This window comes from Zobellella aerophila (assembly GCF_039539325.1).
GTDB classification, from domain to species: domain Bacteria; phylum Pseudomonadota; class Gammaproteobacteria; order Enterobacterales; family Aeromonadaceae; genus Oceanimonas; species Oceanimonas aerophila.
The window spans coordinates 449,428-467,447 of record NZ_BAABCX010000002.1; the positions used below are offsets into that span (position 1 = coordinate 449,428).

An 18,020-nucleotide genomic window follows, 5' to 3' on the forward strand; every position below is an offset into this window, starting at 1 on the left:
AAGATCATTCGTTCGAGGTCGTTCTCAGCCAGTCCGCTGTTCGGCAAACAGGGCCACAAAGTCGGTGACTCGTTCTTCTTCCTGGGTCAAATCCAGGCTGGACTCCAGGTTCTCCAGATGCTGGCGCATCGACAACACCGCCGCCTCGACATCACCCGCGGCCAGCAACTCGACCAGATGGCCGTGCTCCTCACAATGGCATTCATGGGCCCGGCTGTCTTTCTGATACATGCTGACGATCAGCGAACACCTGGCCACCAGCCGCTCCAGCATCTCGGATAACACCCGATTGCCCGCGATACGCGCCAGCTCGATATGAAAACGCGCCGCCAGCTGCACCGCCACGGGCCGCTTGCCCTCTTCCACCGCCTGTCTTTCGTCTTCGATCAGCTTTTTGAGCACGGCCAAATCGGCCTTACTGGCCCGGCCCGCCGCCAAGGCCGTCGCCTCCGCCTCCAGCAGCTGACGCACCACGAATACCTCGGCTGCTTCCTGCTGGCTGGGACAGGCGACCATGGCCCCCTTGTTGACCACTATGCTCACCAGTCCCTGATGACTGAGCTCCAGCAAGGCGGCGCGTACATGGTTGCGGTTGGCATTCAGGGCGTCGGAGAGCTTGAGTTCGACCAGGCGAGTGCCGGGGGCAAGCCGTTGCTCCAGGATGGCTTGGCCTATCGCCGCGACGATACGACGGATTTCCTTTTTCTTTGCAGTTGACAATGGTCGCTCCAACACACCAAAAAACACCGCTGTTAATGGGGAATAATGTTAACAAAAGCTGACCAGGGGGACCAGAACAAGCGTTCAGCCCCAGCGGCTGATCCCCTGGTAGCTGCCGTCCAGCAACTCGTTCACAAAAGCGGAGGGCTGCTGGTCATCGGCCAGCAAGCACACCTGCTCCCGGGCCCGGGTCAGGCCGACATACAACAGCCGCCGCTCTTCCGCATGGGCGAAGGATTCGCTCTCCGGCAGCAACAGCTCCAGCAGCTCCTGGCCGGCTTGCTCGGCCGGAAAACCGTACCTGCCCCTGGTCAATCCCAGGATCACCACCGCATCCGCCTCCTTGCCCTTGGCGCCATGCAGGGTCAGGGCGCTCAGCCTCAAGCCGGGATAGGCCTGGCGCAGTTCGGCCAGCCGCTGTTGATCGGGCAGGCTGAAGCGAAAACGGGCCAGCAGATACACCCGGGCCTCGGGCGAGCGGCTGGCGATTTGTCCCAGCAGGCGCAGCAACAGCGCCTGTTGTGCCTCCGGCCGGTTGGCACAGGGCAGCACATGCACACAGGGCGCCTCGGTACGGCTGTGGGTACTCAGCCGCTTGGCTAGCTGGGCCGGGTTGCGGGTGACGAACCGGCTGGCCACCGCTTCGATGCGGTTGTTGAAGCGGAAGGTCTTGTCGAGGCAGGTGATGGCGGTGGCGCCGAAATAGTCGGCAAAACCTGTGGTCAGCCCGACATCGGCGCCGCTGAAGCGGTAGATAGCCTGCCAGTCATCCCCCACGCAGAACAGCGAGAGCCCGGGGGCGGCATCGCGCAGGGCCTTCAGCAGCTCGGCCCGGGGCCGGGAGATATCCTGGAATTCATCGACCAGGATATGCCGCCAGGGCACCTCGAAACGGCCGGCCTGCACATAATCGGTGGCACGCGCTATCATGTCATCGAAATCGATATGCCCGGCCGCCGTCAATTCCTCCCGATAGCGGGCCAGCAAGGGCCGCACCAGCCCGAGCTGGCCGGCCTGCGACGGGGTAAGCCTACCCGGCTCGGGCTCGCCATACACCTTGAGTGCCGCCACCAGCGGCGCCCATTCCCGGGCCAGCTGTCCCGGTTCGGGTGCCAACACCGGTTTGCCCTGCTGCCGGCTGAGCCAGCTCAACAGCCGTTCGAGATAGTCTTTATCAGTACACAGCTCCGCCAGCCATCCGGCCAGGCGGGCCTGCCGGAGCGCCTCATCCTGGGCCAGCGGGCTGAGCGCGGGCGCCTGCCCTTCCACACGGGCAACGATCATCAGCCCCAGGGCATGAAAGGTGCTGACCTTGACCTCCCGGGTGGCCGCCAGAGCCGTCAGCCGCTCGTTCATTTCCGCCGCCGCCTCGGTGCCGAAGGCCAGCATCAGCAACTGGTCGGGCTCGGCCTGAGCCGAGGCCAGCAAAAACGCGGCCCGCGCCACCATGACGCTGGTCTTGCCGCAGCCGGCACCGGCCAGCACCAGGTTGTGATCCTCATCGGTGACGCAGGCCAGCCGCTGGCGCCCGGTCAGGGGGTGGGCTTCGAGGCTATCAAACAAGCCTGAAAAACGGGCCAGCGCCTGTTCCGTATACTCTTGCAAACGGGCCTGCCGCCAGTCGTCATCGGCCCGCGCCAGGGTATAGATCAGCTCGAACGCCGCCCTTTGCTTGTCTTCCAGCACGCCCTCGGCCGGCGGCCGCCGCCAGCGGCTCAGTTCGGCTTCCGCCTGCGCCTTAAGCTTAAACCAACGGGATTGGCGCAGATAACCCTGTTCCAGCAATGCCAGACAAGACTCGGCCAGGGGCTCGACCCGGCTCAGATGGTGCCGGTACCAGCCCTGGGTGATGGCCAGCGCCAGGCGTTTCGACTGCGGCTTGGGCAACCAGTCGAGTTCTATCCCGCCCTGGGTGCAATGCAGCCGCAACCGGCAGAACAGGGGGCCGGTCAACCAAACCGGGGCCGCGGTCAACTCATCCCAGCCCAGGCGGTGCCGTTCACCCTTGAGGTGCAGCAGCAGGCCGTCCGTCCGCAACTCGGTGGCCAGGAAGGGGTGATGAAACAGGGGGGCCAGCCAGTGGGCCCGGTAGATCTGCATGATGCCGCCTCATATCAGGGTGTTGATCAGCTCGCCCAGAATCATATGGGTTTTGACCATCCTGATGTTCGGCATCTGTTCAATCTGCAGGCGCACCGCATCCAGACGGGACATGGACTCGGCCTCCACATAGACCAACATGTCGGTATCGCCGCTGATGCTATAACAGAGTTTGACTTCGGGTATGGTGCGCAGGATAGCCGCATATTGCTCGCAACGATGAATATGGTAGTAAAGCTCCAGATAGGCCCGGATGGGCGCATTGGGGCTGCCGATGCGGGCGTGGTAGCCCCTGATGATCCCCCTTTCTTCCAGGCTCCTGATCCGCTCCGACACCGCCGAGCGTGACAGGTTCACCTCGCGGGCGATGCCGGCCACCGCCATGCGGGCGTTTTCTGTCAGCAAGGACACGATCTTCTGGTCGAACTTATCCACTCCTATCCCTCTTCCCGGAAACCCGACAAACGCAGGTAAAAAGCGACGGATCGCCGTGCTCAAGCGGCATTCTGCCAAGCTGAATTGACATTGTTTGGCGCTAATATAACAGAATTCTCAGACATGGAATCGAAACAAAATGGGCCGTTTGAACAAGGAGCTGGGGTTACTGCAGGGCACGGGCATGATGGCGACCTCCCTGCTGGGCACGGGGATCTTCGTGGTCCCGGCGGTGGCCGCCAGCATAGCGGGAGCCAGCTCCCTGTGGGCCTGGCTGTTGTTGATGGTGCTGGTGCTGCCGGTGGCCTTCACCTTTGCCCGCCTGGGCCAGACCTATCCCCACGCGGGCGGTGCACCGCACCTGATCGGCCGGGCGCTCGGCCCGGCGATGGAAAAACTGGCCGCCTTCCTGTTTCTCGCCGTGCTGCCGGTGGGCCTGCCGGCCGCGCTGACCCTGACCGCCGGGTTCTGGCATGCGCTGTTCGCGCTGTCGGATGCCCAGGATCTGCTGGTACAAGTCGGCACCCTCGGGCTCATCCTGTTGCTCGGCAGCCGCAAGACCAGCGCTTCGGGCCTGGTACAATTGCTGATCGCCCTGGCCATCATACTGCTGTTACTGGCCATCTGGTGGGCGGGCGAGCTGCTGCCCGCCATGCCCGCCTTTCCCACCCTGCCCCGGGTGCAATGGGGCCTGATTCCGGCGGCGCTGGCGGTGATGTTCTGGTGCTATGTGGGGCTGGAAGCCTTTGCCCATATGGGCGAGGAATTCAGGAATCCGCAGCGGGACTTTCCTCTGGCGCTGTTGTTCGGGGTGCTGCTGGCCGGGCTCGTCTATCTGGGCTGTGCCCTAGCGGTGATCAAGTTCGGCGTATTCGGCGATGAACTGACCAACACCACCTCCATTCCCGTGCTGATGGCCGGGCTGCTCGGCGAGCAGGCCAGGTGGGCCGCGGCGCTGGTCGGCTATCTGGCCTGCTTTGCCAGCATCAATATCTATGTCCAGGGCTTTGCCCGGCTGCTGTGGAGCCTGGCGGACGAAGGCAAGCTGCCGGCCGGTCTGGCACGACGCAACCGCCATGGCGCGCCTTTTGCCGCGCTGGCCTGGGTGATTGGCGCCTGCGCCCTGTGCGTGTTCGCCGCCTGGCTGTTCCGGTTGCCGCTGGAGGTGCTGATCCGCTACGCCAACGGCAACTTTATCCTGGTTTACCTGCTGGCGATGCTGGCCGGTGTCCGGCTGCTGAGCGGCGTTTACCGCGGGCTGGCGCTGCTCGGCAGCCTGCTGTGCCTGGGAGTATTCGTGTCGCTGGGGCTGGAAGCCGCCTATGCGCTGGCGCTGGGTGCCGGCTTTATCGGCTGGCGATATTGGCGTGGCCGCGGCAAGGCGCACCCTATGGGCAATGCCTATCCGCTAAGTAGCAGCAGCGAACGGGATAAGCTGGCTTCCCACCGACACGCCGTAGCCCCCTCCCTGGGGACTCTGCTGCGCCATCCATGGCGCAGAAGGTCGGCTAAAAAGCCAACCCATCCCGTTAACTGACCGAAATCGGCCCTGTCGGCACCGTCCATAAAGACGCCTGACCCGTACGCTCTGGTTTCCTGCCCTTTCCTTGACCTTCATCACAACGAATGTCCCCTAGGGGACATGGTTCGGCCTACCGGCCGGCACCTATGATGAATCGTCACTGGAAGACAAGGAAACCACATGGAAAAGATACTTACCCCCAAAACAGATCGGCTGCCGATCGGTTGGCTCAAGCTGGCAGTATTTGGCGGTGCCCTGCTGCTGCTCACCCTGCTGGGTGCCAAGACCGGCGCAAGTGATACCGGTTTTGGCTGGTTCGCGCTGCTGCCCACCCTGGTGGTGCTCGGCCTGGCACTGCTCACCCACAGGACCCTGGAGCCCCTGCTCGCCGGTACCCTGGTCGGATTTGTCATGGTTGCTCCCGACCACGCCCTGCAAAACTTTGTCGCCAGTTCGCTGGAGGTGATGAAAGGGCCCATCATGGGCTGGCTGATCCTGGTCTGCGGCCTGCTGGGCAGCCTGATCGCCCTGCTGCAATTTTCCGGCTCGACCCTGGCGTTCAGCGATGCGCTCGGCCGCTACATCAAACACCGTTCGCACGCCCTGATGGCCAGCTGGCTGCTGGGCATCGCCATCTTTATCGATGATTATCTCAATGCACTCACGGTCAGTACCGCCATGCGCAAGCTGTCGGATCAGCTCAAAGTCTCCCGGGAAATGCTGGCCTATGTGGTGGACTCCACCTCGGCACCCGTGTGCCTGATCGTGCCCTTCTCCACCTGGGTGATCTATCTGGCGGGGCTGATCGAAGCCAATGGCCTGGCGGCGGAAGGTACCGGTTTCAACTATTACCTCGGCCTGCTGCCCTACCTGATCTATCCCTGGGTCGCGCTGTTGCTGGTACCCGCCGTGGCCTACGGCCTGGTGCCCACGTTTGGCGCCATGAAACAGGCGGAAACCCGGGCGTCGAACGGTACCGCAACTCACCTGCGGGAAGACAATGACGGCACCCGACAGCCGCCCCAGCTCATCAACTTTATCCTGCCGGTACTGACCCTGCTGCTGGCCACCTGGTATTTCGATATCGATGCACTGATGGGCGTGGGTTGCGCCCTGGTGGTCAGCCTGGTGCTGTACCGGGTCCAGGGCCTGGCCAGCCTGCCCCGGCTGTTCGATGAAATCATCCATGGGGTCGGCACCATGCTGCTGCCACTGGGCATCGTCTTCGCCGCCTTTGTGCTGCAAACGGTCAACGAACAGCTGGGCCTGGCACCTTACCTGATAGACACCATCACCCCCTATATGAATGCCCAGTGGCTGCCGGCCCTAAGCTTCCTGGTGCTGGCGGCACTGACCTTTGCCACCGGCTCCTTCTGGGGTGTCTACGCCATCGCCTTTCCGATCATGGTGCCGCTGGCCCAGGCGCTGAATGCCGATATGGCGCTGACCCTGGGCGCGCTGATCTCCGCCGGCGCCTTCGGCAGCCACGCCTGCTTCTTCGGGGATTCCACGGTGATATCCGCCAAAGGCTGCGGTATTACCCCCATGCAACATGCCCTGACCCAACTGCCCTACACCCTGATAGCGGCAGCGATCACCACCTTATTGCTCTGGTTGCTGGCCTGAACCCATTAACAAGGAGAACATCATGAAACGCACCGGATTTGCCTTCCACGAACACTGTATGTGGCACGATGCCGGCCCCTGCTCCGTCTTTGATCAGCCCGGCGGCTTTATCCAGCCCGGTGCCGCCGCCGAGCATCCGGAAACCAAACGCCGACTGCGCAACCTGCTGGAGGTAAGCGGCCTGCACGAGCAACTGGTACCGGTAAAGGGCGCGCCGGCGACCCGGGATGATCTGCTGCGTTTCCATACCGAGCGCTACATAAACGCCTTCGAGGCCATGAGCGAACGGGGCTTCGGCAATGCCGGCCAGTATGCCCCCTTCCGCCAGGACGCCTTCCCCATCGCCTGCCAGTCGGCCGGTCTGGCGATGGCCACGGTGGAGGCGGTACTCAGGGGAGAACTCGACAACGGCTATTGTCTGTCACGCCCCCCCGGGCACCATGCGGAGGCCGATCGGGGCATGGGCTTCTGCCTGCTCGGCAATATTCCCATCGCCATCAAGGCCGCCCAGGCCAAGGGCCTGGTACGCAAGGTGGCGGTAATCGACTGGGATGTGCACCACGGCAACGGCACCCAGCAGGCGTTTTACAGCGACGCCGAGGTACTCACCATCTCGCTGCATCACGACAACAATTATCCGCTGGACTCGGGCGGTATTGAGGAGCGCGGCGAAGGCAGTGGCTGGGGCAACAACCTCAATATTCCCCTGCCTGCCGGCTCGGGCATCGGCTGTTACCTGGCGGCCATGGATCAGCTGGTGATCCCGGCGCTGGAGCGTTTCCAGCCGGAGCTGATCCTGGTCGCCTGCGGCTATGATGCCAGCGCCATGGATCCGCTGGGCTGCATGCTGCTCAATGCCGACAGCTTCGGCAGCCTCACCGCCCGGGTGATGGCCGCCGCCGAGCGCCTGTGCGGCGGTCGGCTGGTGATGGTGCATGAAGGCGGCTATTCCGAAGGCTATGTGCCCTTTTGCGGCCACAGGGTCATCGAAACCCTGAGCGGCAGCGAGATACGGGTGCCCGATCCGGCCGGCGCCGATATCGCCCGCTGGGGCCAGCAGTCGCTGCAGCCCCACCAGGCGGTCCTGCTGGAGAGCCTGCGGCCATATCTGGCCGATATTCGCTGAGCGGCAGGCTGTGTTGCAGAAAGCGGCAAAAGGGGTAGCTCCGCCGACTCACAGCAAGTAGATCTGTATGCTCAGCCGCGCCATCCCCGGCGCGGATGGTCGGCTGATCTGCTCCCTTTTACCGCCTACTCAACGTTAGGACTGTTTTCAATAGCAAAACCGGGGGTTAACCACCAAACCCGCACGATGAATTTTACTTTTCACCGACAAGCTTTCACCATGGAGGCTGTTATTAGGCCATCAAGCATAGAGATGCATACCGAAATCGCTCCCGCCTCGCTGGCGCCGCTGGCCCGGCTGCTGGCGGCCATCAACTCAGAGCAGTTTCTGCCGCAACTGAGAACCTGCCTGGAGGCCTACTTTCCGGGTATCGACCTGGTGCTGTGCCGGCTGCATACCCATCGGCGGCCGGATATCCTGCTGCACAACCTGAGCGACCGGCAGCGGCGCAAGACCCTGCAGCCCTACTGTGCCGGCATGTACCTGCTGGATCCCTTCTATCAGTACTGGCTCAACCGAGCGCCTCAGGGGGTGTTCACCCTGGACGAAATTGCCCCCGGAGGCTTTCGTCATTCCGAGTACTTCTCCACCTACTATACCGAACTGGGGCTGCACGATGAGCTGATGTGTTTTTTCGCCGGCGACCGCATGGGCGCCCTGGCTTTCTCGTTCGGCTTCTACCAGCGACCGGACAGCCTCGACAAACAGACGCTGAGTGCCCAGATGCAGTACCTGTTTCCCCTGCTGCAGGCGCTGCTGGAGCAGCATCAGTGGCAATGGCAGGGCCAGCAGGAAGAGAATGCGCGTCATGGTCTGGCAACCTTTGCCGCCGAACTGCTGAGCGAGCGGGAACAGGAGATCACCCAGCTGATCCTGCAGGGCTACAGTTCGAAAGCCATCGCCGAACACCTGTCCATCAGCCCGGGCACAGTCAAGAACCATCGCAAGCATATCTACAGCAAGCTCGCCATCAACAGCCAGGCCACCCTGTTTCAGCTGTTTTTGCAGCATCAGGGCGTCGCCACCGACTGAGCGCCAGCCCTGACCTGGCTAATCCAGCCGCTTCCTGAAGCGCCGGGCCGCCACCCCCAACCCCAGCAGGGTAAAGCCCCCCAGCCAGAGGGCGTCGGGCGCCAATGCCTGCAGATCCGCATCGCGCAGCAAAATGCCCCGGGCCAGGCGCATATAATGGGTGGCGGGCAAGCCTTCCGCCAGCCACTGGGCGGCCACCGGCATGCCATCAAAGGGGAACATAAAGCCGGACAACAGGATCGAGGGGATCAGCACAAACACCGTCATCTGCATGGCCTGCAGCTGGCTCTTGGCCAGGGTGGAGATCACCAGCCCCAGCACCAGGCTGGCGGCAATAAACAGCAGGGTAGCCAGCAACAGCTGCAACGGGCTGCCGTTGAGCGGCACGGCAAAGATAAAATAGCCCAGGCCCAGGATGATCACCAACTGCACCAGGCCAGCGAAAATATAGGGAATTATCTTGCCGACCATCAGCTCCATCGGTCTGACCGGGGTGGTGATCAACAACTCCAGATTGCCCCGCTCCCGCTCCCGCACTATGGCCGAGGCGGTAAACAGCACCATGGTCATGGTCAGGATCACCCCGATCAACCCGGGGATGATATTGACCGCCGCCCGGCGTTCCGGGTTGAACAACAGGGTCACTTCCAGGTTGCCCTGGGGTCTGATCTGGCGCGGATCCTCGGGCAGGTTGGCCAGCTGCAGGATGGCGCTGGCAATCAGGGTATCGGAGCCGTCCACCAGCCACTGGCCCCGGGGCCGGCCGTCCTGGCGGCGCCGTTCCAAATCGGCCGGCAGGATCAGCGCCGCCCGCACCCGGCCGGTGACGATCGCGGTTTCGGCATCACGCGGATGAGCGAGCCGCTCGCTAAAGGTAACCAGCTGGCTGGCTTCCAGCCGGGCCACCAGCTCCCGGCTCTGGCCGGTGGCGGCCTGATCCACCAGCGCCACCGGAATATCCCGCACCTTGGTATTGATGGCGTAGCCGAACAACAGCAACTGGATCAACGGCACCATCACCACCATGGCGAAAGTCAGCCGATCCCGGGACAGCTGGCGAAACTCCTTCACCATCACCGCCTGGATGCGCCTCAGGCTGTTCATGGCCGCTCCCGTCCACCGGTGCAGCTGACGAACACATCCTCCAGGTTGGGCCGCACCCGGTTGATCTCCGCCCCGGTCAGCAACTCCGGCAGGTACTGACGAAGGTAGCCGACCGGATCGGCGACCTGCGCCGCCACCAACACCCGCAGCCTCAGCCCCAGCTGGGCGGCGGAACGTATTCCGTCCAACGCCAGCAGGCGGGTTTTCAGCTCGCGCAGGCCGGGGGCGGCCACTTCCAACACGCTGACGCCCATGTCGGTCATCAATTGCTCCGGCGAACCATCGGCCCGCTTGACGCCGTTTTCCAGGATCGCCAGGCCATGGCAACGCTCGGCCTCATCCATATAGTGGGTGCTTACCAGTATGCTGGTGCCGCCTTCGCACAAATCGAACAGCTTCTCCCAGAATTCCCGCCGGTTCTCCGGATCCACCGCCGAGGTCGGCTCGTCGAGGAACAGCAGATCCGGCCGGTGCAGGGTGGCGGCGGCCAGCGCCAGCCGCTGTTTCTGGCCACCGCTCAGGGTGCCGGCATAACGGCCGGCCAGGGCCTCCAGCTGATAGATACCCAACAGTTCGCGAATGCGGTCGCGGACGGCCTTGGCTCCCAGGCCGTAAATCTGGCCGACAAACACCAGATTCTCCCGTACCGACAGATCGTCATAGAGGGAAAATTTCTGGGTCATATAGCCGACCCGGCGGCGCAGGGCCTCGGCCTGCCCGGGGATCTTCAGCCCGAGCACGGCTATCTCGCCGGCGCTGGGCAACAGCAGGCCGGTCAGCATGCGGATACAGGTCGACTTGCCGCTGCCGTTGGGGCCGAGGAAACCGTAGATGGTACCGACGGGAATAGCCAGATCCAGTTGATCCACGGCGACCAGCTCGCCGAATCGGCGGCTCAGCCCCCGGGTGTAGATGGCCGGCTCGCTCATGGCGCGCTCGCCTCCGGCAGAGCCTGGGCGGGAATGCCGGAGGGCAGCCCAGCCGCCGACTCGGGCAATTGCACCTTGGCCAGATACATCAGCCGGCTGCGCTCGCTGGTCGTCAGGGCATAATAGGGGCTGAAAGCCGGCTCGACGGCAATCCAGCTCAGATTCCCCCGATAGGGGTCAGCGATCCCCTCGACCCATACCCGCAGCGGGTCGCCCACCTTGAGCCCGGTGCGGGCGCCGGCCGGCACATAGACCCGTGCGTAAGGCGCCCCCTCCGCCTGTAACACCGCCACTACCGTGCCCCTGGCCACCCGATCTCCCGGCTGATAGGGCAGACTTTCCAGGATGCCGGCCCGGCTGGCATGGATGGCAAGCTCATCCAGGTGATAGCGGGACAGCGCCAGCTCGGCCTGCACCGTATCCCGCGCGGCATAGGCGGCGTCTATATCTTCGATCCGGCTGCCCGCCATCTGCCTAGCCAGCCGTTCCCGGGCCCCCTCTATCAGGGCCCGCAGCCGGTCGACATCCGCCCCGGCCCGATCCAGTTCGGCCTGGCTGGCCAGCAGGCGGCCCGCCAGGGTGCGGATGCGCGCCAGGTTGCGCTCCGCCTCCGGCAGCAGGGCCTGGTATTGGGCCTGCTCGGCGCGGGCGGCATTGATGTCCTCGGCCCTGGCCCCCGCCAGCAGGCGGGCAAGCTCGGCTTCTGCCTGGCGCAGACGGGCCTGCTGGCGGCTGACTTCCAGCCGTTGACGGGCATCATCGAGCCGCACCAGCAGCTCCCCGGACTCGACCCTGGCCCCTTCCGCCACCGGCTGCTCAAGCACCAGCTCGTCGGCGGTGGCAGTCAGTTCGATGCGATCCCGCTCCAGGGTACCGAGCCAGCGCTTTCCCGGCGACGGCCCGCAGGCGGTCAGCCACGCACAGCAGCACAGGAGGACAAGCCAGGATAGATGACGCATATCAGTGTCCATTGAGGCTAATGGGTTCAGCTTAGACGAACGGCGGACGGCCAGCAGGACTCACATGAACGATAAAGCTGACACCGCTTGCCGGGTAAAAATAAGTCCTGATCAGTATTTAACTTTCACTTTTCTCGGCCGATATAGTTTTTCGGGAAAATTCAGGGTTGTAACACTATGTCAGCACATCAGCCGGCGTTATTCATGCCGGCGACCATTTCTGACCAGACAGCGAGTATAGAAAGCTTTGTCACACCCGCCCACATAAATGTATACATAAGAAGCCAATCAAAATTGGTCTGTTTGTACCCATCTTCACCAAATGGGACGCAAGCACCTCTTTACTGCCGTCTCACCCCGCCGAACAAGCGCGTTATCAAGGGCCAATATGGGCCTCGCAGGTACCTAGGGAATACAACAAGGATGATCCCGGGCCGCGCTTTGACACAACTACTTACACTTCGGACCATTGGGTAATATATATGGGAAATTTATTAAGACGCCTTTTCCTCTTAGAGATTCTAAATAAAACGAAGCACAGCATTTCAACCAAGCTGGCCATCGTCATGGTCGCGGTTATCGTGCTGTCCTTTTCGATTATCGGCCAGCTCATTTATTCCCGCGTCAGTAATTTCCTGACCGAGGAAATAGAAGAGAGCCTGGTCATCAAGGGGGAATCCATCGCCGGCCAGCTGAACGCCATCCTCCAGGAGAAAGGCACCCTGGTCCGGCAAATGAGCGTCAACCGCGATTTTGTCCAGTACCTGCAATCGGTACGAAGCAGGGACGAGGCCACCAGCAACCCGCATCACCAGGCTGTGGCGGCCACCCTTAATGCCATTATGGCAACCGATGAAACCCTCGGCTTCGCCTATGTTGTCAGCGAGCCGGGCAGTTTCTACCTGGGTGATAATGGCATGTCGGACCCCGGTTACCAGGTAACACAACGGCCCTGGTACCCGGGTGCCGCCAGCACTAAAGATATCTATTATTCCGAACCCTATATCGACTCCCAGACCGGGCAACTGGTGATCAGTGTCATGCGGCCGGTCAAGACGGCGGGCAACATCCTAGGTTTTGTGGCCGTCGATATCCTGCTGGATGTGCTGCCGACGATCATGGAGTCCTATACCCTGGGGCAAACCGGTTACAGTTTCCTGACCACCCTCGATGGCCGGCTTATGTATCACCCCGATAAATCCCTGGTCATGAGTAAAAAGATGAATGAGATGTCTGACGCCATGGGGACGCTCGCCAACGACATCGCCGCGCACAAAAAGGGCGTCACGCTGATAGACGACGGCCGGGGTGAAAACTATGTCGCCTATTCGCCGGTGCCCTTGACCAACTGGACCGTCGCCGTGACCATCGCCGAGTCGGAAGCGCTCGCCAGCCTCGGCAGCTTCGCCCGCTCCACCCTGCTTTATTTCACCATCTCACTGTTTGTGCTGGTGTTTGTCGCCGTGCTGTTGATCCGCCAGGCCCTGGATCCGATCCGCCGGGCCGCCGCCGCCATGCAGGATATCGCGCAGGGCAAGGGCGACCTCACCCGCCGCCTGAGCGTCGAGAGCCAGGATGAAGTGGGCGAGCTGGCCAAGCAGTTCAATGCCTTCGTGGAACGGATGCAACTGACCCTGCAGGAAGTCCGGGCCGGCGCCGACAAGGTCTATTTCGCCGCCGGTGAGATTGCCCGCAGCAGTGAAGAACAGGCGGCGCGCTCCGAACAGGCGGCCGCCAACCTGCAGGAAACCTCGGCTTCCATGGAGCAGATCACCGCCACCGTCAAGCACAGCGCCGACTCCGCCGCCCAGGCCAATCAGCTGGTGCTCGGCACCGCCGACACCGCCCGCCAGGGCCAGGGGGCCATGCACAAGGTGGAAACCACCATGGATGACATCAACCATTCCGCCGGCCAGATCAGCGATATCATCAGCCTGATCGACGGCATCGCCTTCCAGACCAATATCCTGGCACTGAATGCCTCGGTCGAAGCCGCCCGCGCCGGCGAACATGGGCGTGGCTTTGCCGTGGTGGCCCAGGAGGTCCGGGCGCTGTCCGGTCGTTCCGCCGAAGCGGCCAAGGAAATCCGCACCCTAATCGACACCTCGGTCAATCATGTCCGGGCCGGGACCAGCCTGATGCGCAGCGCCGGTACCACCATGCAGGACATAGTGGACAGTGTTTCCAAGGTGACCGATGTGATAGGCGAGATCAGTGCCGGTACGCGGGAGCAGAGTGCGGGCATCGGCCAGATTAACCAGGCGGTGGCCGAAATGGACAGCATGACCCAGCAAAATGCCGGCATGGTGCAGCAGATCAGCCGCGCCGCCGCCGATATGAGACATCATGCGGAACGACTGAACGAACTGCTGGCCGCCTTTGTGCTGGGTAATGATGTCTTGCCCGGGATGGCAATGGAAGGAGTTTCGCCACGCAGGCTGGCACAGCCCTCGGCTGGGCAACACCAGCGCATCACCCTTCAACCCGAGCCGCCCCAGGAATGGGAGAGTTTTTAACCCCTTGACAGTACCACCGATATTGGGCAGCCGTGCCCAATATCGGTGCTGGTGACCGCTTAGCCTCCCCTCAGATGCTCCGCATGAAAGCGCAGATGATCCTCGATAAAGCTGGCGATAAAGTAGTAGCTGTGGTCATAACCGGGCTGCATGCGCAGGCTGAGCGCCGCGTCAGCCTGCTCGCCCGCCCGGGCCAGGGCCTGGGGCTTGAGCTGCTCGGCCAGGAAGTTGTCGGCCTCCCCCTGATCCACCAACATGGGCAACTGACTGCCCAGCGCCGCCAATAGCAGGCTGGCATCGTACTGGGCCCACTGTTGCCGATCTTCCCCCAGGTAGGCGGCGAACGCCTTCTTGCCCCAGGGACAATCGCTGGGGTGAGAAATGGGCGCGAAGGCCGACACCGACACAAACCGTTGTGGATTGCGCAGCGCCAGCACCAGCGCGCCATGGCCGCCCATCGAATGGCCGCTGATGGCACGGCGGCCGTTAAGCGGCAGCTCGGCCTCCACCAGCGCCGGCAACTCGTTCAGCACATAATCGTACATATGGTAGTGCTTATCCCAGGGTGCCTGGGTGGCATTGACATAGAAACCGGCACCCAGGCCCAGATCGTAGGCACCGTTTTCATCGTCGGCCACGCCCTCTCCCCGGGGGCTGGTATCGGGGATGATCAGCGCCAGTCCCAGCGCCGCCGCCACCCGCTGGGCGCCCGCCTTGCTGGAAAAGTTTTCATCGCTGCAGGTCAGGCCCGACAGCCAGTAGACGGCGGGGACCGGGCCCTGCTCCGCCTGGGGTGGCAAAAATACCGAGAACTGCATGCTGCAGTTAAGGGCGGCGGAGTCGTGTTGATAGCGGATTTGGCGGCCGCCAAAACACTTTTGCTCTTGTATCAGTTGCATTATTTCCCCTTCGGGGAGCTGTAAGCTTCAAGCCATCAGCTGTAAGGCGCCCTGTACGGCTTGCAGGCAAAACGCCGTGCCTGCAAGCCACCATGTTTGTCTTACAGCTTAAAGCTGACGGCTTACAGCTGCCTTTAAGTTTATTTGTCGTACAGGATCACCGAACGGATCGACTTGCCTTCATGCATCAGGTCGAAGGCGTGGTTGATGTCCTCCAGGCCCATGGTGTGGGTGATGAAGGTATCCAGCTCGAACTCGCCGTTCAGGTACTGTTCGACGATGCCCGGCAGCTGGGAGCGCCCCTTGACGCCACCGAAGGCGGAACCTTTCCACACCCGGCCGGTGACCAGCTGGAACGGACGGGTGGAGATTTCCTGGCCGGCACCGGCCACCCCGATGATCACCGACTCGCCCCAGCCCTTGTGGCAGCATTCCAGGGCGGAACGCATCACCTTGACGTTGCCGATACACTCGAAGGAGTAGTCCACGCCGCCGTCGGTCATCTCGACGATCACGTCCTGGATCGGCTTGTCGTAATCGTTGGGGTTGATCACGTCGGTGGCGCCCAGCTTCTTAGCGATATCGAACTTGTCTTCATTGATGTCGATGGCGATGATGCGGCTGGCCTTGGCCATCACGGCGCCGATGATCACCGCCAGGCCGATGCCGCCCAGGCCGAATACCGCGACGGTATCGCCTTCCTGCACCTTGGCGGTGTTTTTGACCGCGCCCATGCCGGTGGTCACGCCGCAGCCCAGCAGGCAGACTTTCTCCAGGGGAGCCGCCTTGCTGATCTTGGCCAGGGAGATCTCCGGCACCACGGTATGCTCGGCGAAGGTGGAACAGCCCATGTAATGGAAAATCGGCTTGCCGTCCTTGAAGAAACGGGTGGTGCCGTCGGGCATCAGGCCCTTGCCCTGGGTGGCACGCACCGCCTGGCACAGGTTGGTCTTGCCGGATTTGCAGAACTTGCACTCGCCGCATTCGGCGGTATACAGGGGGATCACGTGGTCGCCCACGGCCAGGCTGGTCACGCCCTCGCCCACCGCCTCGACGATACCGCCGCCTTCGTGGCCGAGGATCGCCGGGAAGATCCCCTCGGGATCGTCACCGGACAGGGTAAAGGCATCGGTGTGACACACGCCGGTGGCGACGATGCGCACCAGCACCTCACCCTTCTGGGGCGGCATCAGATCCACTTCTTCGATGGAGAGCGGTTTGCCGGCTTCCCAGGCGACGGCGGCGCGGGTCTTGATCATGTCCATTATTCACTCCTGATTATTTACGGCTCTGTCAATATAGTGGGCTATGGCGGTAAGGAAAGGCTTGGCTCATAGCCGATGCCGCCATTGTATTACGCCGGTGGCTGGCGATAATGGGCGATAGCACAAATCATTTTTACGGCTGAGTAATAATAGTGAACTGGGAAGGCATCAACGAATTTGTCTATGTGGTGGAAACCGATAGTTTTACCGCCGCCGCCAAGCGGCTGGACGTCTCGGTGGCCCATGTCAGCCGGCGCATCACCCAGCTGGAGGACAGACTCGGCGCCAAGCTGCTGTACCGTACCACCCGCAAGCTCAAGTTGACCGAAGTCGGCCAGGTTTATTACCACCATGCCCGTAACGTGCTGGACTCCCTGGCCGAAGCCGAACGGGCGGTGATGGCGATGGAAGGCAAACCCAGCGGCAAGCTGCGCATCACCGCTCCCGTCTATTACGGTGAGCGCTTCCTCGCCCCCCTGGTCAACGACTTCCTGCTGCTCTACCCGCAACTGGAGCTGGATTTGATGCTCACCAACCAGGCGGTCGATCTGGTGGAAGAGGGCTACGATCTGGCCATCCGCCTGGGTACCCTCGACTCATCCAGCATGATGTGCCGCAAGCTGGCCCGGCGTACCCAGTACCTGTGTGCCTCCCCCGGCTACCTGGCCCGCCACGGCACGCCCCACAGCCTGACCGAGCTGGCCCGGCACAAATGCCTGGCGGGCAGCCTGGATCACTGGCGCCTGGTGGAGGACGGCAAGCCCAAAAACCTGCGCCTGGGGGCGGGCTGGCACTGCAATTCGGGTCTGGCGCTGAAAGACGCGGCGTTAAAAGGGATCGGTATAGTGCAACTGCCCGATTATTATGTGCTGGAAGAATTGCGGCAGGGCACCCTGGTCAGCCTGCTGGAACAATACCGGCTGCCCGACGACGGCATCTGGGTGCTCTATCCCCATAACCGCCACCTGTCGCCCAAGGTACGGCTGTTGGTGGATTATCTGGTGGCCAGGCTGGGTAAAAAATAACCCACGCGGATGCTATTCCGCATCCAGCAGCCGGGCGCGCAGCCGGCTGACCGCCTGGCTGTGCAACTGGCAGACCCGGGACTCTGTCACCCCGAGCACGGCGCCGATCTCCTTGAGGTTCAGCTCCTCCTGGTAATAGAGGGCCATCAGCAGCTTCTCCCGCTCCGGCAGGGCGTCGATGGCCTCGAGCAGCCGGCCCCGCTGCTCACCATCGAGGGCGGCGGCAAAGGGCGACGCCACATCGGCGGCCGGCTCGCCCGCATCCTCTTCATAGGACAGTAACTGGCCGTTATTGGTGTCGTTGAGCAGTTGCTGATAGTCCTGCAGGCTGATATCGAGCTCGGCGGCAATCTCCCGTTCTTCCGGTGGCCGGCCCAGCCGCTGCTCCAGCTGGCGCACACAGGCATCCATCGCCCTGGCGCTGCGCCGCACGCTGCGCGGCAACCAGTCGCGGGTGCGCAGCTCGTCGATCATCGCCCCCCTGATGCGCTGGCTGGCAAAGGTGGCGAAACTGGCCCCGGCCCCGGCGTCAAAGCGACCGAGGGCATCGAGCAGCCCCACCATGCCGGCCTGGATCAGGTCATCCAGCTCGATACTGGCCGGCAGCTTTACCTGCAGCGCCAGTGCCTGCCGTCTGACGACGGGATAATATTGCTCGAGCAGTACGCCCTGATTAATCTTGCCCTGTGCCGTGTACATGCTGTTACCTCGGGGCTGGCGACATACCGGAAAATACGGCCGTCGATACCGTCCTGATCTGCT

Annotated in this window: 15 protein-coding genes; 6 read left to right on the forward strand and 9 right to left on the reverse strand. The window is 62.6% G+C overall.

Annotation, left to right across the window (positions count from 1 at the left end; genetic code table 11):
* Positions 1 to 24 precede the first annotated feature (24 nt).
* The 3 genes from ABD806_RS09735 to ABD806_RS09745 all read right to left on the reverse strand — a co-directional run bounded on the left by ABD806_RS09735 (position 25) and on the right by ABD806_RS09745 (position 3,255).
* On the reverse strand, positions 25 to 720 hold the full coding sequence (locus ABD806_RS09735) for a GntR family transcriptional regulator (RefSeq protein ID WP_344957353.1): 696 nt from the start codon (positions 718 to 720) through the stop codon (positions 25 to 27).
* Between the two features lie 84 nt (positions 721 to 804).
* On the reverse strand, positions 805 to 2,820 hold the full coding sequence (locus ABD806_RS09740; protein ID WP_344957355.1) for a UvrD-helicase domain-containing protein: 2,016 nt from the start codon (positions 2,818 to 2,820) through the stop codon (positions 805 to 807).
* Positions 2,821 to 2,829: 9 nt separating this feature from the next.
* Entirely contained in the window at positions 2,830 to 3,255 is a 426-nt protein-coding gene (locus ABD806_RS09745) for an Lrp/AsnC family transcriptional regulator (RefSeq protein ID WP_344957357.1), read from the reverse strand.
* Between the two features lie 139 nt (positions 3,256 to 3,394).
* On the opposite strand from ABD806_RS09745, the gene yjeH reads away from it, so the two are divergent.
* The 4 genes from yjeH to ABD806_RS09765 all read left to right on the forward strand — a co-directional run bounded on the left by yjeH (position 3,395) and on the right by ABD806_RS09765 (position 8,561).
* Positions 3,395 to 4,792: an L-methionine/branched-chain amino acid transporter gene (gene yjeH / locus ABD806_RS09750; RefSeq protein WP_344957359.1), complete on the forward strand. Its 1,398-nt coding sequence runs from the start codon at positions 3,395 to 3,397 to the stop codon at positions 4,790 to 4,792.
* A 165-nt stretch (positions 4,793 to 4,957) separates the two neighbouring features.
* Entirely contained in the window at positions 4,958 to 6,403 is a 1,446-nt protein-coding gene (locus ABD806_RS09755; RefSeq protein ID WP_344957361.1) for a Na+/H+ antiporter NhaC family protein, read from the forward strand.
* Positions 6,404 to 6,425: 22 nt separating this feature from the next.
* Positions 6,426 to 7,529 carry a class II histone deacetylase gene (locus ABD806_RS09760; RefSeq protein WP_344957363.1) on the forward strand — a complete coding sequence of 368 codons (1,104 nt, stop codon included), beginning with the start codon at positions 6,426 to 6,428 and terminating at the stop codon, positions 7,527 to 7,529.
* A 252-nt stretch (positions 7,530 to 7,781) separates the two neighbouring features.
* Entirely contained in the window at positions 7,782 to 8,561 is a 780-nt protein-coding gene (locus tag ABD806_RS09765) for a helix-turn-helix transcriptional regulator (protein ID WP_344957366.1), read from the forward strand.
* A gap of 18 nt (positions 8,562 to 8,579) precedes the next feature.
* Here ABD806_RS09765 and ABD806_RS09770 read toward each other — a convergent pair whose 3' ends face one another.
* From ABD806_RS09770 to ABD806_RS09780, 3 genes are read right to left on the reverse strand one after another with little or no spacing between them, the layout of a single operon-like run.
* Positions 8,580 to 9,665: an ABC transporter permease gene (locus ABD806_RS09770; protein ID WP_344957368.1), complete on the reverse strand. Its 1,086-nt coding sequence runs from the start codon at positions 9,663 to 9,665 to the stop codon at positions 8,580 to 8,582.
* A complete protein-coding gene (locus tag ABD806_RS09775) occupies positions 9,662 to 10,594 on the reverse strand; it encodes an ABC transporter ATP-binding protein (protein ID WP_344957370.1) in 933 nt (310 codons plus the stop codon). Before ABD806_RS09775 ends, ABD806_RS09770 begins: the two co-directional genes overlap by 4 nt.
* The gene (locus ABD806_RS09780) at positions 10,591 to 11,553 is read right to left on the reverse strand and encodes an HlyD family secretion protein (RefSeq protein WP_344957372.1); all 963 of its coding nucleotides are present in this window, start codon (positions 11,551 to 11,553) and stop codon (positions 10,591 to 10,593) included. Before ABD806_RS09780 ends, ABD806_RS09775 begins: the two co-directional genes overlap by 4 nt.
* Before the next feature lie 566 nt (positions 11,554 to 12,119).
* On the opposite strand from ABD806_RS09780, the gene ABD806_RS09785 reads away from it, so the two are divergent.
* Positions 12,120 to 14,069 (forward strand): methyl-accepting chemotaxis protein, encoded by a 1,950-nt coding sequence (locus tag ABD806_RS09785; protein WP_344957374.1) that lies wholly within the window; start codon positions 12,120 to 12,122, stop codon positions 14,067 to 14,069.
* Between the two features lie 59 nt (positions 14,070 to 14,128).
* Here ABD806_RS09785 and fghA read toward each other — a convergent pair whose 3' ends face one another.
* Positions 14,129 to 14,968 (reverse strand): S-formylglutathione hydrolase, encoded by an 840-nt coding sequence (fghA, locus tag ABD806_RS09790; protein ID WP_344957376.1) that lies wholly within the window; start codon positions 14,966 to 14,968, stop codon positions 14,129 to 14,131.
* A 140-nt stretch (positions 14,969 to 15,108) separates the two neighbouring features.
* Complete coding sequence (locus ABD806_RS09795; RefSeq protein ID WP_425583098.1) at positions 15,109 to 16,233, reverse strand: S-(hydroxymethyl)glutathione dehydrogenase/class III alcohol dehydrogenase; 1,125 nt, start codon at positions 16,231 to 16,233, stop codon at positions 15,109 to 15,111.
* A gap of 149 nt (positions 16,234 to 16,382) precedes the next feature.
* On the opposite strand from ABD806_RS09795, the gene ABD806_RS09800 reads away from it, so the two are divergent.
* A complete protein-coding gene (locus ABD806_RS09800) occupies positions 16,383 to 17,258 on the forward strand; it encodes a LysR substrate-binding domain-containing protein (RefSeq protein ID WP_344958058.1) in 876 nt (291 codons plus the stop codon).
* Between the two features lie 12 nt (positions 17,259 to 17,270).
* On the opposite strand, the gene ABD806_RS09805 is transcribed toward ABD806_RS09800, so the two are convergent.
* The gene (locus ABD806_RS09805; protein WP_344957379.1) at positions 17,271 to 17,957 is read right to left on the reverse strand and encodes an RNA polymerase sigma factor FliA; all 687 of its coding nucleotides are present in this window, start codon (positions 17,955 to 17,957) and stop codon (positions 17,271 to 17,273) included.
* Positions 17,958 to 18,020 lie beyond the last annotated feature (63 nt).

What these genes read in the sequence shown, in the direction of transcription:
- ABD806_RS09740 (WP_344957355.1), bottom strand. Translation starts at nt 2,820, where the DNA reads ATGCAGATCTACCGGGCCCACTGGCTGGCCCCCCTGTTTCATCACCCC.
- yjeH (WP_344957359.1), top strand. Translation starts at nt 3,395, where the DNA reads ATGGGCCGTTTGAACAAGGAGCTGGGGTTACTGCAGGGCACGGGCATG.
- ABD806_RS09755 (WP_344957361.1), top strand. Translation starts at nt 4,958, where the DNA reads ATGGAAAAGATACTTACCCCCAAAACAGATCGGCTGCCGATCGGTTGG.
- ABD806_RS09760 (WP_344957363.1), top strand. Translation starts at nt 6,426, where the DNA reads ATGAAACGCACCGGATTTGCCTTCCACGAACACTGTATGTGGCACGAT.
- ABD806_RS09765 (WP_344957366.1), top strand. Translation starts at nt 7,782, where the DNA reads ATGCATACCGAAATCGCTCCCGCCTCGCTGGCGCCGCTGGCCCGGCTG.
- ABD806_RS09770 (WP_344957368.1), bottom strand. Translation starts at nt 9,665, where the DNA reads ATGAACAGCCTGAGGCGCATCCAGGCGGTGATGGTGAAGGAGTTTCGC.
- ABD806_RS09775 (WP_344957370.1), bottom strand. Translation starts at nt 10,594, where the DNA reads ATGAGCGAGCCGGCCATCTACACCCGGGGGCTGAGCCGCCGATTCGGC.
- ABD806_RS09780 (WP_344957372.1), bottom strand. Translation starts at nt 11,553, where the DNA reads ATGCGTCATCTATCCTGGCTTGTCCTCCTGTGCTGCTGTGCGTGGCTG.
- ABD806_RS09785 (WP_344957374.1), top strand. Translation starts at nt 12,120, where the DNA reads ATGGTCGCGGTTATCGTGCTGTCCTTTTCGATTATCGGCCAGCTCATT.
- fghA (WP_344957376.1), bottom strand. Translation starts at nt 14,968, where the DNA reads ATGCAACTGATACAAGAGCAAAAGTGTTTTGGCGGCCGCCAAATCCGC.
- ABD806_RS09795 (WP_425583098.1), bottom strand. Translation starts at nt 16,233, where the DNA reads ATGGACATGATCAAGACCCGCGCCGCCGTCGCCTGGGAAGCCGGCAAA.
- ABD806_RS09805 (WP_344957379.1), bottom strand. Translation starts at nt 17,957, where the DNA reads ATGTACACGGCACAGGGCAAGATTAATCAGGGCGTACTGCTCGAGCAA.